The sequence below is a fragment of the Variovorax paradoxus genome, assembly GCF_009498455.1.
Taxonomy (GTDB): domain Bacteria; phylum Pseudomonadota; class Gammaproteobacteria; order Burkholderiales; family Burkholderiaceae_C; genus Variovorax; species Variovorax paradoxus_H.
This window is the reverse complement of record NZ_CP045644.1, coordinates 6,514,095-6,528,487: the sequence shown is the minus strand read 5'-3', so window position 1 is coordinate 6,528,487 and position 14,393 is coordinate 6,514,095. Positions and strand designations below refer to the sequence as shown.

Sequence of the window (14,393 nt, the reverse complement as noted above, 5' to 3'; positions counted from 1 at the left end):
CCGGGCGCTCAGAGCTCGATGAACGAAGAGGTCGCCTTGTTCAGTGCCAGGCGGCCCTTCGCGGTGATGGATTCCACCTGGGCCAGCTGACGGATCGCGCGCTCGTCGGGCGCGTGCTCCGACGGCGGAATGAAGGCAGTCACGAGTTCGGCGGCACGCAGCACGCGCAGCCTGTCGATGTCAGCGGGCGTGTGGAGGACGTATGGCAATTTCTGCTCGGCGATGGTCCGAAGAAATTCCATGGACATGGGTCGTCTCCTTGGGTTGAGGGGAGGGCGGTTCGACCATTGTGCGCACAAACAATCAGCGCTGTGTAAACCCTGCGCCGGGCATGCCTTTTTGCGTGTACCGAAGTGTTCTTTTTGCAAGCGCAAACGGTGGCGGTGTGCCGCTTTGTTTCTGGCGTGTCCGGCTACCGCAGGGCCGCCTGCATCGGCCATGCCGTGGTGTCGGCCTGCAGCAGATGCCAGGCCACCGGATCGATGCCTTCAAAGGTCGCGCGGTAGCGATCGGACAGCCGGTTCTCGTCGGTCACGTCGCGGATCACGATGCCGTCGATGCGCTGCGCATGCGCGCGGAACACCTGCGCATAGATCTCGGGATCGGCCTCGCCCGAATCGCCCACGAGCACGAAGCGGCGCTGCGGAAATTCGGCCAGCAGCCGCTCGATCGCGCCGAGCTTGTGCGCGCGCGATTCTTCGCCGCTGGGAATGAGCGTGCGCCAGGTCGTGCTCTCGCGCAGGTGCATGCTGCCGGCGGGAAAGTCGGCGTCGCGAATGAAATCGGTGAGTGCGGGGTACAGCTGGATCGGGCTGCCCGAGAGGTAGTGAAAGCGCGTGCCGGGCGCCTGCGCCAGCGCGCGGTAGTACGCCGCCATGCCCGGCGCGGCCTCGAAGCGGCGCGCGAAGGTGTTCAGCAGCATCTCGCGCCGGTCGCGCACCTGCGTGCGCTTGATGGTGTCGTCGATGTCCGAGATGACCGACACGCCTTGCGCCGGCACGATCTGCGCGCGGCCGCGAAAGCGCGGCAGCAGCTCGCCCGGGCCGGTCACGCCGTGGAAAGGCAGCCACTCCTGCGACGCCGGGATGTGCGAGGCCTCGAGGACCGCGCGCAGGTTGCTGCGGCCGTCGGCGCCCGTGGGCGGCATCGTGAGGCGCGTGGCCGAGCCGTCGAAGACGACGTCGATCACCTTGTCTTCTTCCGACTCGGCATGGAACAGCGCGGTGCGCTGGCTGAAGCGCAGCCGCGCGGCCGGCGTGAGCTTCTTCAGGTTCATGCCGAGGTAGCGCGCGAGCGCGGCGTCCAGGCCCCAGCGCTGTTCGCGCTCGAACACCCAGGCATGCACATCGACCTCGATCCGGCCGTCGGCGGTGGGGCGCGCGGTGCCGGGCATGAAGAGCGCCTCTTCGTCGGACTCCAATGGTCCGGCGGCATGCAGGGCCTGCAGCGGCGCGAGGCCGGCGAGCAGGGCGGCACCGGCCAGCACGGTGCGCCGCGAGAGCCGCGGCGAGCTGCCGGACCTGCGAGGCGGCGTCGTCATGCCGCGATGCGTTCGTAGGTCACGAAGCTGAAGGGCAGGCCGTCCTTGGCCGAGACGTGCGATTCGCGCTGCGTCTCGCGCCACACGGCGGCGTCGAGCACGGGGGCGTGCGCATCGCCTTCGTAGTCGCGTGCGATCTCGGTGACCACGGCGCGCTGAGCCAGCGGTTCGGCTTCGGCGTAGATCTGTGCGCCGCCGATCACCCAGGCATCGGGCAGCTCCAGCGCTTCGCACAACGCGATCGCTTCCTGCACGCTGCCCACACGCTGCGCGCCATCGGCGGCCCAGTCGGCCTGCCGCGTGATCACGATGTTCTGGCGGCCCGGCAACGGACGAAAGCGCGGCGGCAGCGAGTCCCAGGTCTTGCGGCCCATGATCACCGGCGCACCCAGCGTCTGCTGCTTGAAGTGCGCCATGTCCTCGGGCAGGTGCCAGGGAATGGTGTTGTTCGCGCCGATCACGCCGTTGGCGGCGCGCGCGAAGATCAGGTGGATGCGGGGTGTGGCGGCACTCATGGCGCTCACACCGCCACCGGCGCCTTGATCGGATCGCCGTGCTTGTAATCGAGCACTTCGAAGTCTTCGTACTGGTAGTCGAAGATCGAATCCGGCTTGCGCTTGATGTTCAGCGTGGGGTAGGGGTACGGGTCGCGGCTGAGCTGCAGCTTCACCTGCTCGGCGTGGTTGCTGTAGATGTGGCAGTCGCCGCCGGTCCAGATGAAGTCGCCCACGTCGAGGTCGCACTGCTGCGCCACCATGTGCGTGAGCAGCGCGTAGCTGGCGATGTTGAAGGGCACGCCCAGGAAGATGTCGGCGCTGCGCTGGTAGAGCTGGCAGCTGAGCTTGCCGCGCTCGCCTTCGGCCTGCGGCGGCGCCACGTAGAACTGGAAGAAGGCGTGGCAGGGCATGAGCGCCATCTTCGACAGCTCGGCCACGTTCCAGGCGCTCACGATGATGCGGCGCGAATCGGGGTTGGTCTTCAGGGTCTTGATGACGTCGGAAATCTGGTCGATGTGGCCGCCGTCGGGCGTGGGCCAGCTGCGCCACTGCACGCCGTACACCGGGCCCAGGTCACCGTCTTCGCGCGCCCATTCGTCCCAGATGGTGACGCCGCGTTCCTTGAGCCAGTTGTTGTTGCTCGAGCCGGTCAGGAACCACAGCAGTTCCTGGATGATGGATTTGAGGTGCACCTTCTTCGTGGTCACCAGCGGAAAGCCCTCGTTCAGGTCGAAGCGCATCTGGTGGCCGAACACGCTCTTGGTGCCCGTGCCCGTGCGGTCGCTCTTGAAGACGCCATGGGTGTCGACATGGCGCATGAAGTCTTCGTACTGGGAGCGGATGGGGCGGGTGGACGAGGTCATGTTGGGAATTTTACGGGGCGGCGCTAGCATCGGCCGATGACCGGCCATGACCACTCCCACGACTCCCACGACTCCCACGACCACTCTCACGACCACAGCGAACTCGGCGAGATGGACCTGCGTGTGCGCGCCCTCGAAAGCGTGCTCACCCAAAAGGGCTACATCGATCCCGCCGCGCTCGATGCGCTGATCGACACCTACCAGACCCGCATCGGGCCGCGCAACGGGGCACGGGTGGTGGCGCGGGCGTGGGTCGACCAGAAGTTTCACGACTGGCTGATGGCCGATGCCACGGCGGCGATCGCCTCGCTCGGCTACACGGGCCGCCAGGGCGAGCACATGGTCGCGGTGGCGAACACCGACGACCAGCACCACATGGTCGTTTGCACCCTCTGCAGCTGTTACCCCTGGCCCGTGCTCGGCCTGCCGCCCACCTGGTACAAGAGCGCGCCGTACCGCTCGCGCGCCGTGAAAGACCCGCGCGGCGTGCTGGCCGACTTCGGCACCACGCTGCTCGAGAACACCCGCATCCGCGTCTGGGACTCGACCGCCGAGGTGCGCTACCTCGTGATCCCGCAGCGCCCGGCCGGCACCGAGGGCTGGAGCGAGGACGAGTTGGCCGCGCTGGTTTCGCGCGATTCGATGATCGGCACGCGCGTGGTCGAGGCGCCGTCTGCAAGGAGTACTGCATGACCTACACGACCCACGCCGACCTCGGCGGGCAACCCGGTTTCGGCCCCGTCACGCCCGAACCCGAGGGCGAGCTGTTCCATGGCGCCTGGGAGCCGCGCGCGCTGGCCCTCACGCTGGCCATGGGCGCGACCGGCTCCTGGAACATCGATGCGAGCCGTGCCGTGCGCGAGACGCTGCCGAACTACCGTGACCTGAGCTACTACCAGATCTGGCTCGGCGCGCTGGAGCAGCTGATGCTGCAGCGCGGCCAGGTCTTCCCGGACGAGATCGCGTCCGGCGAGATGAGGCATCCGCCCGCACCGGTCGCCCGCGTGCTGCAGGCCGCGAACGTGCCCGCCGTGCTCGCCAAGGGCTCCGCCACCGAACGCCCCGCACCGGCGCCCGCACGCTTTGCGGTTGGCCAGGCCGTGCGCATGCACCTCGGCCGCATCGACCACCACACGCGCCTGCCGGGCTACGTGCAGGGCAAGCGCGGCATGATCGAACACATCCACGGCGCACACGTGTTCGCCGATGCGAATGCGCAGGGCCTGGGCGAGCAGCCGCAATGGCTCTACACCGTGGTCTTCGACGAAGCCGAACTGTGGGGCGCCGACGCACCGCGCCAGAACCTCGCCGTGTCGGTCGATGCGTGGGAAAGCTACCTGGAGCCTGCGGCATGAAGGCGAACGACATGCCGCCGCTCGCACTCGCCCCGGGCATGCCGCGCGACGCCGACGGGCCGGTGTTCAGGGAGCCATGGGAGGCGCAAGCCTTCGCGATGACGCTGGCGTTGCATGAGCGCGGGCTGTTCAGCTGGATCGAGTGGGCCGAGGCGCTGGCCACGCAGATTGCTGCCGCGCAAGCCGCGGGCGACCCGGACACGGGCGACACCTACTACCGCCACTGGCTCGCCGCGCTTGAAGGGCTTGTGGCCCGCAAGGGTGCGAGTTCCGACGACGAGCTGGCCCGCTATCGCCACGCGTGGGATCACGCGGCGGAGCGCACGCCGCATGGGCAGCCGATCGAGCTGCGCGGCGAAGACTTTCCGGGCTGAGTGTCGGGTGTTGCTCCTTCCCCCGCTGGGGGAAGGTTGGGATGGGGGCTGCCCCCGTATTCGGCACAGTGCCAAATCGAGCGCCGCGTGCCCCCACCCCGGCCCTCCCCCGGGAGGGGAGGGAGAAATACCCGGAAGCCTTAAACGCGAATGACGCGCCCGGGGTTGAGGATGTTCTTCGGATCAAGCCCACGCTTGATCGCCCGCATCATCTCCAGCGCCACCGGCGACTTGTGCTTCTCGAGCTTGTCGACCTTGAGCGAGCCCACGCCATGCTCGGCCGAGAACGAGCCGCCGAACTGCTCGACCGCGTCGTAGACCAGCGTGTTGATGCGCTCTTCCTCGTTCTTCAGGAAGGCCTTGGTGTCGATGTTCTCCGGCGCCTGCACGTTGTAGTGCAGGTTGCCGTCGCCCAGGTGGCCGAAGTTGACCAGCCGCACGCCGGCGATCTCGCGCTGGAGCAGCGCGTCGGTCGCTTCCACGAAGGCCGGAATGCGCGACACCGGGATCGAGATGTCGTGCTTGATGTTCAGGCCTTCCTCGGCCTGCGCCAGCGGAATGCTCTCGCGGATGTGCCAGAGCTGGTGCGCCTGCGTGAGGTTCTCGGCCACCACCGCGTCGCTCACGCAGCCGTCTTCGAACGCGGTTTCGAGCAGCGCCTCGAAGCGCGCGCGGGCGTGGTCTTCGGACTCGCTGTCGGAATTCTCGAGCAGCACGCAGTAAGGCACGCCCTCGTCCTTGATGAAGGGCACGCGGAGTTGCGGCATGTGCTTGTCGACCAGGCTCAGCGCAAACTTGCCCATCACCTCGAAGCCCGTGAGGCCCGAGCCCAGGTGCTTATGCGCCAGGCCCAGCAGCGTGACCGCGTGGTCCAGCGAAGGTACGGCCGCCCAGGCCGTGAGTTGCGCGGCGGGCAACGGGTACAGCTTCATGGTCGCGGCGGTGATGATGCCCAGCGTGCCCTCGCTGCCGACGATCAGGTCGCGCAGGTCGTAGCCGGTGTTGTCCTTGCGCAGGCCGCTCGTGCCTTCCCAGATCTCGCCCTGCGGCGTGACCACTTCCAGGCCCAGGCACAGGTCGCGCGTGTTGCCGTAGCGCACGACCTGCGTGCCGCCGGCGTTGGTCGCGAGGTTGCCGCCGATGGTGCAGCTGCCCTCGGCCGCGAGGCTCAGCGGAAACAGGTAGCCGGCTTTCTCGGCCGTCTCTTGCAGCGTCTGCAGGATGCAGCCGGCCTCGACGGTCATCGTGAGGTTGGCGGCGTCGATGCTGCGGATCGCGTTCAGGCGCTGCAGGCTCAGCACCACCTGCGTGCCGCTGTCGTCGGGAATGGAGCCGACCGCCAGGCCGGTGTTGCCGCCCTGCGGAATGACGGCCGTGCCGGCTGCGGCGCAGGCCTTGACCACGTCGGCCACCTGCTGTGCATTGGCCGGGCGCACCACGGCCAGCGACTTGCCGCGCGCGCGCTTGCGCCAGTCCTGCTCGTAGGCGGTGAGGTCGCCCTCGTTCAGCACGTGCGAGGCGCCGACGATGGCGCGCAGTTGGTCGATCAACGCGGTGGGGGTGGCAGAAGAAGTCATTGGGCGGAAGCTTCCAGTTGACGGGCAGATGCAGCGGCAGCAGCGGCCTTGGCGTGACGCAGGCGAAGGCGCACATGCCACGCGCAGGCCGCGAAGAGCACGAGGCACAGCAGCACCTCGATGAGCGCAAGGATTTGCCCCACGCCGTTGGTGTCGCTCCAGGCGCGCACCACGCCCTCGGTGAAGTAGAGCCAGATCATCAGGCTGACCCAGCGGTAGGTGTACATGCGGTTCTTGTAAAGCCCCGCGAGCGGAATGACCAGCGGCAGCACCTTGAGCGCAAGCAGCGAGCCGCCCGGGCGCAGCGGCGCCAGCCACAGCTCCCAGGCCAGGCCCAGCACGATCAGGCCGACGAGGCTGCCCACGGCAAACCAACGGGTGGCGCGGACGGAAGAGGGAGGAAGCGGGGTGTCGGACACGGTGGCGGCGAAAGAGAGAAGGGGAGGCGCATCGCGTACAGCGCGCCTCTGGAAGAGCGGATGGCATGATAAGGCCATGAATCGCAGGCAGCTTTGGAGGGATCTTTCGCGCTTTCCTTGGCGCAACACCGCAGCGGTATTGGGCGAGCGTTTCCGCGAAGACCGCCTGGGCCTCACGGCCAGCAGCCTGACCTTCACCACGACCATCGCGATGGTGCCGTTCTTCACGGTGGCGCTCGCGCTGTTCACCGTGTTCCCGATGTTCGCCACCATGCAGGGCCGCCTGCAGCGCTGGCTGATCGAGAGCCTGATTCCCGACAACATCGCGCGCCAGGTGCTGGGCTACCTGAACCAGTTCGCGAGCAAGGCCGGCGGCCTGGGCATCGCGGGCCTGGTGGTGCTGCTGATCACCGCCATTGCGCTGATCCTCACTGTCGACAAGACGCTCAACAACATCTGGCGCGTGCGCACGCCGCGGCCGTTCGCGCAGCGGGTGCTCATCTACTGGGCCACCATCACGCTCGGGCCGCTGATCCTTGCGGTGAGCCTGTCGACCACCTCGTACGTGTTCACCGCCTCGCGCGGCGTGGTGGGCGTGAGCATCGTCAAGCTGGTCTTCGACACCTTCGAATTCGTGCTGCTCGCGGCCGGCATGGCCGCGCTGTACCACTACGTGCCGAACACCACGGTGCGCTGGTCGCACGCCTGGGCCGGCGGCCTCTTCGTGGCGGCCGCCATCGAGATCGCCAAGCGCGTGCTGGGCTACTACCTGAGCCTGGTGCCGACCTATTCGGTGCTGTACGGCGCCTTTGCCACCTTCCCGATCCTGCTGGTGTGGATCTACGTGGCGTGGGTGATCGTGCTGCTGGGCGCCGTCATCGCGGCCTACCTGCCGAGCCTGCTGGTGGGCGTGGCGCGCCGGGGCGGCGCGGCGGGCTGGCCGATGCAGCTCGCGATGGAAGTGCTGCAGCACCTGGCGCGCGCGCAGGCCTCGCCCGCCAAGGGCATGGGCGCGAGCGAGCTGCTGGCGCGCATGCGGGTCGACGGGCTGCAATTGGTGCCGGTGATCGACACGCTGGTGCGGCTCGACTGGATCGCGCCGCTGGCGGAGGAGTCCGCCAACGAAGACCCGCGCTACGTGCTGCTGGCCGACCCGTCGACGCCCATCGAGCCGCTGCTGCGCGAGCTGCTGATGCCGCGCGCCGAGCCGCTCGAAGACCTGTGGCAGAAGGGCCCACTGCACACGTTGCGGCTGGGCGACGTGCTGCTGATCTAGAAATCCAGGAACGTCAGATCTTGACGCGCCCGGCCCAGATGTCCCGGTACATCGCCCAGTCGCCCATGAAGGAATACAGCGGGCGCTTGAACGAGGCCGGCCTGTTCTTCTCGAAGCCGAAATGCCCGACCCAGGCGAAGCCGTAGCCCGCCACGAGCCCGGCCAGCAGCCACCACGGATTCAGCGTGACTACCAGGGCCACGAGGCATAGCAGCGAAATCGTCGAGCCCGCGAAATGCAGCCGCCGGCAGGTGACGTTGGCGTGCTCGGTCAGATAGAAGGGATAGAACTCGGCAAAGCTTGTGAAGCGGCGCGGATCGACCGTGGCCGGCGCGTCCGGCGCGTCCGGCGCAACCGGCGCGGCAGGGGTGGAAGTGTTCATCGCGTGTCTCCTGCGCCCCGCAGGGGCTTTGTTGATAATAGCCACGAGCCTGCGGACGCACCACCCGGGTTCGCCATCCCACCTTCACCGTGTCCACTTTGAGCGCTGTTCCCGCCGTCCCCGCCGCTTCTTCCGCCGATGCCAACGCGCTGTGGGTCGTCTGCCTCTGCGCCGAATGGTGCGGCACCTGCCGCGACTACCGGCCGCTGCTGGCCGAGCTGGCGAAGGCGCACCCGCAGTTCCGCTTCGCCTGGGTCGACATCGAGGACCACGCCGAGATCGCCGACGCCTTCGACGTCGAGACCTTTCCGACCCTGCTGGTAGCGGGTGCCGACGGCACGCGCTTTCTGGGCCCGCTGCTGCCGCACATCGAGACGCTGTCGCGCCTGCTGGGCGCGCTGCAGCCGCCGCAACCTTCCAGCCTCGACGTCGACCTGCTGCTGGCCGTGCTCGAGAAAAAGCCCGCGGCCTTCGCGGTCTGACCCCTTCGGAGCCTCCCTCCCATGAACATCCTGATCTTTGGCGCCACCGGCATGGTGGGGCAGGGCGTGCTGCGCGAGTGCCTGCTGGCGCCCGACGTGGAACGCGTGGTGGCCGTGGGGCGCAGCGCCACCGGGCAGCAGCATCCCAAGCTGCAGGACCTGGTGCACACCGACATGTACGACTACCGCGCCATCGAGCCGCAGCTGACGGGCTTCGATGCCTGTTTCTTCTGTCTGGGCGTGTCGTCGGTGGGCATGAAGGAGCCCGAGTACAAGCGCATCACCTACGACCTGACGATGGCCGCGGCCACCGTGCTGGCGCGCCTCAACCCGGGCATGACCTTCACCTACGTGACCGGCGCGGGCACCGACAGCAGCGAGCGCGGCGAACGCATGTGGGCGCGCGTGAAGGGCGCGACCGAGAACGCGCTGATGCGCCTGCCGTTTCGCGCGTCCTACATGTTCCGGCCCGGGATGATCCAGCCGCTGCACGGCGTGCGTTCTAAGACGCCGCTGTACCAGGCCGCGATCGTCGTACTCAAGCCCGTGCTCGGGCTGGCCCACCGCTGGTGGCCCGACCGCGTGACCACCACCGAGAAGGTGGGCCGCGCGATGCTCACGGTGGCGCGTAAAGGCGCGCGCAAGGTGCTGCTCGACCCGGCGGACATCAACGCGCTGGGCAGCTGAAACACCGCCCAGCGTTCTTCGCCGTTCTTCAGCCCGCGACGAAGTCGCGCAGCGCGAACAGCACCTCGTCCGGCGCCTCGCTCATCAGCGCATGGCCGGCGTGCACCGTCACCACCTTGGGATTGCGCGCCTTGCTCACCAATGCCTTGGTGGCGCGCGGCGGCGTCATCTGGTCGGCGTCGCCGAGCAGGAACAGCACCGGGCACTGCACCTTCTCGATCGCGGCTTCGCCGTTCGCGTAGTCGTTGCAGGCCTTGAAGCCGATGTGGAATACATTGGCCTCGCGGTTGCTCGCGAGCACGCGGCGCATCAGCGCGCGCGAGCTGCCGTACAGCCACGTGCCTGGGCCGAGCGACGACGGCGGCGGCGCCAGCAGCGAGTGCGAGAAGGTGTTGACCATGGCAATGGCGCGCTGCGGGTCGCTCACCGAGCTTTCGAGCAGCGCGGGCGACACCACCATCGGGTAGGCCGTGCCGACCATCGCGAGCTGCGTGATGCGCTCGGGCGCGCGCGCCGCGGTTTCGAGCGCGATCAGCGAGCCGAAGCTGTGGCCGATGAGCGCGGCCTTCTGCACGCCCGCCGCGTCGAGCAGCGCGATGACGAACTGCGCCGCGTCTTCCACGCTGGCCGGCGGCGCGCCGGCGCTCTTGCAGTGGCCCGGCAGGTCGACCGCCAGCACGTTCCAGCCGTGGTTGGCGAACCAGCGGCTTTGCAAAATCCACACGCTGTGGTCGTTGAGCACGCCGTGGATGAACACCACCGTGGGCTTGGCCGCATCGAAGGGCTTGCCGGCGGTGTAGCAGTAGGTGGCGTGGCCGTTGACGGTGTAGTGCATCTCAGGCCCCCGCCTTTTCCGCGGCCTTCAGCGCGCGCTTCAGGTCGTCGATCAGGTCGGCCGGGTCTTCAAGGCCGATCGACAGGCGGATCGTGCCCTGCGAAATGCCCGCGCCCGCGAGCGCCTCGTCGGTCATGCGGAAGTGCGTGGTGCTGGCCGGATGGATCACCAGGCTGCGGCAGTCGCCCACGTTGGCCAGGTGGCTGAACAGCTTGAGCGCCTCGATGAAGGCCTTGCCCTGCGCGCGGCTGCCCTTGATGTCGAAGCTGAACACCGCGCCGGCGCCGCGCGCGCCGTGGCGCAGCAGCTTCTGCGCGAGCGCGTGGCTCGGGTGCGATTCGATCAGCGGGTGCCCCACGCGCGACACGAACGGGTGCGTGGCCAGGAACTCGACCACCTTCTGCGTGTTGTCGATGTGGCGCTCCATGCGCAGCGGCAGCGTCTCGATGCCCTGCAGGATGAGCCACGCCGTGTGGGGGCTCATCGACGCGCCAAAGTCGCGCAGGCCTTCGCGGCGCGCGCGCAGCAGGAAGGCGCCGACGGTGCTTTCCTCGCTGAACACCATGTTGTGGAAGCCGTCGTAGGCCTGCGTGAGCTCGGCGAACTTGCCCGATTTCTCCCAGTCGAAGCTGCCGCCGTCGACCACCACGCCGCCGATCACGGTGCCGTGGCCCGACAGGAACTTGGTGGCCGAGTGGTAGACCAGGTCGGCGCCCCAGTCGAAGGGCTTGATGAGGTAGGGCGAGGTGAGCGTGGAGTCGACCAGCAGCGGCACGCCGGCTTCGTGGGCGATGTCGCTCACGGCGGGAATGTCGAGCACATCGAGGCCCGGGTTGCCCACGGTTTCGCCGAAGAAGAGCTTGGTCTCGGGCCGCACCGCGGCGCGCCAGCCATCGAGGTCGCCGGGCTTCACGAAGGTGGTGTCGATGCCGAAGCGGCGCATCGTGTAGTGCAGCAGGTTCTGCGAGCCGCCATACAAGGCGGTGCTGGCGACGATGTGCGAGCCCGCGCCCATCAGCGTGGCCACCGACAGGTGCAGCGCGGCCTGGCCGCTGGCCGTGGCAATGGCGCCGATGCCGCCTTCGAGCGCCGACACGCGCTGCTCCAGCACCGCGTTGGTCGGGTTGCTGATGCGCGAATACACGTGGCCCGCGCGCTCCAGGTTGAAGAGCGCAGCCGCGTGGTCGCTGGATTCGAAGACGAACGAAGTCGTCAGGTGGATGGGAACGGCCCGCGCACCGGTGGTGGGGTCGGGGGCGGCGCCGGCGTGCAGCGCGAGGGTGTCGAAACCGGGGTCGGAATAACCGGGCATGAAGGCCTTTCTGTTGTCTCTTCGCAATGCCCCGTTACGCGTGCAATGCATGCACAGGCGACAGGGGCGTTCGGGTCGGCGTCGATTGTGGGCTATATTCAAATTGGCACGACGCCGAGAACGACGAATCCCCGAGAGGAGCACCACCATGAAAGTCAGCGACATTCTTCGCGTCAAGGGCAACACGCTCTTCACCATCACGCCCGACGACCCGCTGGCGGAAGCCGCCCAGACCATGGCGGAGAAGGACATCGGTTCGCTGGTGGTCATGGAGCACGGCGACCTGGTCGGCATGCTCACGTTCCGTGAAGTGATCATGGCCGTCGTCAAAAACGGCGGCCAGGTCGGGACCACGCTGGTGCGCAAGGCCATGGACGATGCGCCGGTCACCTGCACCCTGGAAACCGACCTCGACGAAATCCGCCGCATCATGCTGGAGCGTCACGCGCGCTACATGCCCGTGATGGACAAGCGCATGCTCATGGGCGTGATCAGCTTCTACGACGTGGCCAAGGCCGTGGTTGACGCGCAGAACTTCGAGAACAAGATGCTCAAGGCCTACATCCGCGACTGGCCGGAAGACGAGAGCAACGAAAAGGCCGGCTGAGCCTTACAGTCAGCCGCCGGCCGATTGACCGCTACTCTTTGATGTTGGCGGTCTCGACGATTTTCTTGTTTCGTGCGAACTCCGACTGCACGAACTTCCCGAACGCCTCCGGCGTTCCGCTGCCCGGCAACGCGCCTTGCTCCGCCAGCTTGGCACGCACGCCTTCCTCCTGCAGCACCGCATTCAGTTCCTGGTTGAGCCGCGCCACCACGGCCGGCGGCGTTTTCGCGGGCGCGAAGATGCCGGTCCAGCTCACCATGTCGTAGCCCTTGAGGCCGGGCATCTCGTTGAAGGTGGGCACCTGCGACAGCGCCGGCAGGCGCTGGCTGCCGGTGATGCCCAATGCCTTCAGGCGCTTGCCGTTCACATGCGGAATGGCGCTGGTGCTCACCAGCATCGCGAGGTCGACCTGGTCACCGATGACGTCGGTGGCAATCTGCGCACCGCCGCGGTAGGGCACGTGCGTCACGAAGATGCCGCTGCGCTCCTTGAGCAGTTCCATCGCCAGCTGCAGCACGGTGCCCACGCCCGAGGTGGCGTAGTTGTAGTGGCCCGGTTGCGCCTTGGCGAGCTTCACGAAGTCGGCGTAGCTGCGCACGTCGAGGCCGGGGCGCGCCACCAGCACCATCGGCGCGGTGTTGAGCAGGCCGACGGGCGCCAGGTCTTTGAGCGGATCGAAGCGGAAGGCCGAGGGGTTGACCAGCCGGCCGATGGCGATGGCGCTGTCGGGGCCGACCACCAGCGTGTAGCCGTCGGGCGCCGCGTTCACGGCCTTGGCCACGCCGATGGCGCCGCCCGCGCCGCTCACGTTCTCGATCACCACCGACTGCTTGAGCCGCTCGCCCAAACGCTGCGCCACGAGGCGGGCGTTGACGTCCACGCTGCCGCCGGCCGTGTAGGGAACGATCAGCGTGAGGGGCTTGGCAGCGGGCCAGGCCTGCTGGGCGAAGGCGCCCGTGGGCAGGGCGGCGCAGAGTGCGGCGGCAGCAAGGATCAGGCGGCGGTTCGTGGTCATGGCGGGGTTCATCCGGGGAAAGGAGTGGCGGAAGGCGTGGGTTCGGAGGGCAGGCGGGCGCGCAGCGCGTCGAAGGCGGCGCTCCATTCGGCGCGCCACTGGCGGCGCTGCGTGTCGTCGATCCACGCACCGTCCAGGCCGTTGTGCATGAAGCCGCGCAGGTCGTCCAGGCCGAAGCCGAAGTCGCGCACCATCATCAGCCAGGCGCCCGTGGGCGTGACCTGGTGCAGCGTCGGGTCGTCGGTGTTCGGATGGATGCGCAGGCCCAGGCCGGGCATGCGGCGGATGGGGTGGTCAATAGCCCAACGTTCGGGCGGCAGCGTGCGCAGGTAGTACGAGTTGGTCGGCACGACCGTGAAGATCACGCCGCGCTCGGCGCACTGGCGCGCAAAGTCGGGCTGGTCGACCACCGTGTAGCCATGGTCGATGCGGTCGACCTGCAGCAACTCGACCGCCGTGCGCACATTGGTCCAGGGCATGCCGAACTCGCCGGCGTGCGCGGTGGTCTTGAGGCCGGCCTTCTTCGCATCGGCATACGCACGAGCGAACAGCTCGGGCGGGCGGTCGTTCTCGCGGTAGTCGATGCCGATGCCGATCACTTCGTCGCAGCGGTGGGCCTTGACCCACTCGACCATCTCCACGGCCGCTTCGGCACTGGCTTCGCGGTCGATGGCGGCGATGAGCCGCCCGGTGATGCCGAACTCCTGCTGTGCGTCCTGGATCGCGCGGACGATGGCGCCCTGCGCGAGCGGGTACGCAATGCCCGAGCCGTGCACCGTGCCGGTCGGGTTCCAGAAGAACTCGGCGTAGCGCACCTGGTGCGAGGCCGCGTCCTGCAGGTATTCGCGCGTGAGCTGGTACAGGTCGCCGGGGCTGCGCACCAGCTGGGCGTCGAGTGCGCGCAGAACGCGCAACACGCCCACGGGCTTCTCGCCGCGCGTGTAGAAGCCGTCGATTTCCGCGTCGGCCAGCGGCGCGCCGGCGCGCTGGTTGAGCTGGCGGAAGGTGGCGTGGCGCACGGTGCCGAAGAGGTGGCAGTGCAGCTCCACCTTGGGAATCTCGCGCAGCATCGCTTCGAGCGCGAAAGGAGCGGAGGCGGGCGTGGGCGCGGCAAGGGTCATGCGGCGCAGTCTAGGCAGTGCGTGCTCATAAGGAAAATTTTGAATTTCTAT

18 protein-coding genes are annotated in these 14,393 nt (G+C 68.0%); 7 read left to right on the top strand and 11 right to left on the bottom strand.

Annotated features, from left to right (window positions below):
• Nucleotides 1-8: 8 nt before the first annotated feature.
• The 4 genes from GFK26_RS30260 to GFK26_RS30245 all read right to left on the bottom strand — a co-directional run bounded on the left by GFK26_RS30260 (nucleotide 9) and on the right by GFK26_RS30245 (nucleotide 2,900).
• Nucleotides 9-248 carry a hypothetical protein gene (locus GFK26_RS30260; protein ID WP_119557875.1) on the bottom strand — a complete coding sequence of 80 codons (240 nt, stop codon included), beginning with the start codon at nucleotides 246-248 and terminating at the stop codon, nucleotides 9-11.
• Nucleotides 249-412: 164 nt separating this feature from the next.
• Complete coding sequence (locus tag GFK26_RS30255; protein ID WP_153285215.1) at nucleotides 413-1,540, bottom strand: phosphatidate phosphatase App1 family protein; 1,128 nt, start codon at nucleotides 1,538-1,540, stop codon at nucleotides 413-415.
• Nucleotides 1,537-2,055, bottom strand: coding sequence for a dihydrofolate reductase (locus GFK26_RS30250; RefSeq protein ID WP_153285214.1), 519 nt, complete (start codon nucleotides 2,053-2,055; stop codon nucleotides 1,537-1,539). Before GFK26_RS30250 ends, GFK26_RS30255 begins: the two co-directional genes overlap by 4 nt.
• Before the next feature lie 5 nt (nucleotides 2,056-2,060).
• Complete coding sequence (locus GFK26_RS30245; protein ID WP_153285213.1) at nucleotides 2,061-2,900, bottom strand: thymidylate synthase; 840 nt, start codon at nucleotides 2,898-2,900, stop codon at nucleotides 2,061-2,063.
• 36 nt (nucleotides 2,901-2,936) lie between these two features.
• On the opposite strand from GFK26_RS30245, the gene nthA reads away from it, so the two are divergent.
• From nthA to GFK26_RS30230, 3 genes are read left to right on the top strand one after another with little or no spacing between them, the layout of a single operon-like run.
• Nucleotides 2,937-3,593, top strand: a complete 657-nt coding sequence (gene nthA / locus GFK26_RS30240) for a nitrile hydratase subunit alpha (RefSeq protein ID WP_153285212.1) — start codon at nucleotides 2,937-2,939, stop codon at nucleotides 3,591-3,593.
• Nucleotides 3,590-4,255, top strand: a complete 666-nt coding sequence (gene nthB / locus GFK26_RS30235; protein WP_153285211.1) for a nitrile hydratase subunit beta — start codon at nucleotides 3,590-3,592, stop codon at nucleotides 4,253-4,255. The genes nthA and nthB overlap by 4 nt, the downstream gene beginning before the upstream one ends.
• A complete protein-coding gene (locus GFK26_RS30230; protein ID WP_153285210.1) occupies nucleotides 4,252-4,629 on the top strand; it encodes a nitrile hydratase accessory protein in 378 nt (125 codons plus the stop codon). The genes nthB and GFK26_RS30230 overlap by 4 nt, the downstream gene beginning before the upstream one ends.
• Nucleotides 4,630-4,769: 140 nt before the next feature.
• Here the strand turns inward: GFK26_RS30230 and GFK26_RS30225 are convergent, their stop codons facing one another.
• Entirely contained in the window at nucleotides 4,770-6,206 is a 1,437-nt protein-coding gene (locus GFK26_RS30225) for an FAD-binding oxidoreductase (protein ID WP_153285209.1), read from the bottom strand.
• A complete protein-coding gene (locus tag GFK26_RS30220) occupies nucleotides 6,203-6,625 on the bottom strand; it encodes a DUF2069 domain-containing protein (RefSeq protein ID WP_153285208.1) in 423 nt (140 codons plus the stop codon). Before GFK26_RS30220 ends, GFK26_RS30225 begins: the two co-directional genes overlap by 4 nt.
• Nucleotides 6,626-6,701: 76 nt before the next feature.
• Between GFK26_RS30220 and GFK26_RS30215 the strand changes: the two genes are divergently transcribed.
• On the top strand, nucleotides 6,702-7,901 hold the full coding sequence (locus GFK26_RS30215; protein WP_153285207.1) for a YihY family inner membrane protein: 1,200 nt from the start codon (nucleotides 6,702-6,704) through the stop codon (nucleotides 7,899-7,901).
• 13 nt (nucleotides 7,902-7,914) lie between these two features.
• Here the strand turns inward: GFK26_RS30215 and GFK26_RS30210 are convergent, their stop codons facing one another.
• A complete protein-coding gene (locus tag GFK26_RS30210) occupies nucleotides 7,915-8,283 on the bottom strand; it encodes an Mpo1-like protein (protein WP_153285206.1) in 369 nt (122 codons plus the stop codon).
• Nucleotides 8,284-8,372: 89 nt separating this feature from the next.
• Between GFK26_RS30210 and GFK26_RS30205 the strand changes: the two genes are divergently transcribed.
• Together GFK26_RS30205 and GFK26_RS30200 are read left to right on the top strand one after the other, a co-directional pair.
• Nucleotides 8,373-8,765 carry a thioredoxin family protein gene (locus GFK26_RS30205; protein WP_373696548.1) on the top strand — a complete coding sequence of 131 codons (393 nt, stop codon included), beginning with the start codon at nucleotides 8,373-8,375 and terminating at the stop codon, nucleotides 8,763-8,765.
• Between the two features lie 21 nt (nucleotides 8,766-8,786).
• Complete coding sequence (locus GFK26_RS30200; protein ID WP_153285205.1) at nucleotides 8,787-9,452, top strand: NAD-dependent epimerase/dehydratase family protein; 666 nt, start codon at nucleotides 8,787-8,789, stop codon at nucleotides 9,450-9,452.
• 28 nt (nucleotides 9,453-9,480) lie between these two features.
• Here the strand turns inward: GFK26_RS30200 and GFK26_RS30195 are convergent, their stop codons facing one another.
• Together GFK26_RS30195 and GFK26_RS30190 are read right to left on the bottom strand one after the other, a co-directional pair.
• Nucleotides 9,481-10,287, bottom strand: a complete 807-nt coding sequence (locus tag GFK26_RS30195; RefSeq protein ID WP_153285204.1) for an alpha/beta fold hydrolase — start codon at nucleotides 10,285-10,287, stop codon at nucleotides 9,481-9,483.
• A gap of 1 nt (nucleotide 10,288) precedes the next feature.
• Nucleotides 10,289-11,599 (bottom strand): O-acetylhomoserine aminocarboxypropyltransferase, encoded by a 1,311-nt coding sequence (locus tag GFK26_RS30190; protein WP_153285203.1) that lies wholly within the window; start codon nucleotides 11,597-11,599, stop codon nucleotides 10,289-10,291.
• Between the two features lie 148 nt (nucleotides 11,600-11,747).
• On the opposite strand from GFK26_RS30190, the gene GFK26_RS30185 reads away from it, so the two are divergent.
• Complete coding sequence (locus GFK26_RS30185) at nucleotides 11,748-12,206, top strand: CBS domain-containing protein (RefSeq protein WP_153285202.1); 459 nt, start codon at nucleotides 11,748-11,750, stop codon at nucleotides 12,204-12,206.
• Nucleotides 12,207-12,237: 31 nt separating this feature from the next.
• On the opposite strand, the gene GFK26_RS30180 is transcribed toward GFK26_RS30185, so the two are convergent.
• Entirely contained in the window at nucleotides 12,238-13,221 is a 984-nt protein-coding gene (locus GFK26_RS30180; RefSeq protein WP_153285201.1) for a Bug family tripartite tricarboxylate transporter substrate binding protein, read from the bottom strand.
• Between the two features lie 8 nt (nucleotides 13,222-13,229).
• Nucleotides 13,230-14,342: an adenosine deaminase family protein gene (locus GFK26_RS30175; RefSeq protein WP_228121810.1), complete on the bottom strand. Its 1,113-nt coding sequence runs from the start codon at nucleotides 14,340-14,342 to the stop codon at nucleotides 13,230-13,232.
• Between the last annotated feature and the right edge of the window lie 51 nt (nucleotides 14,343-14,393).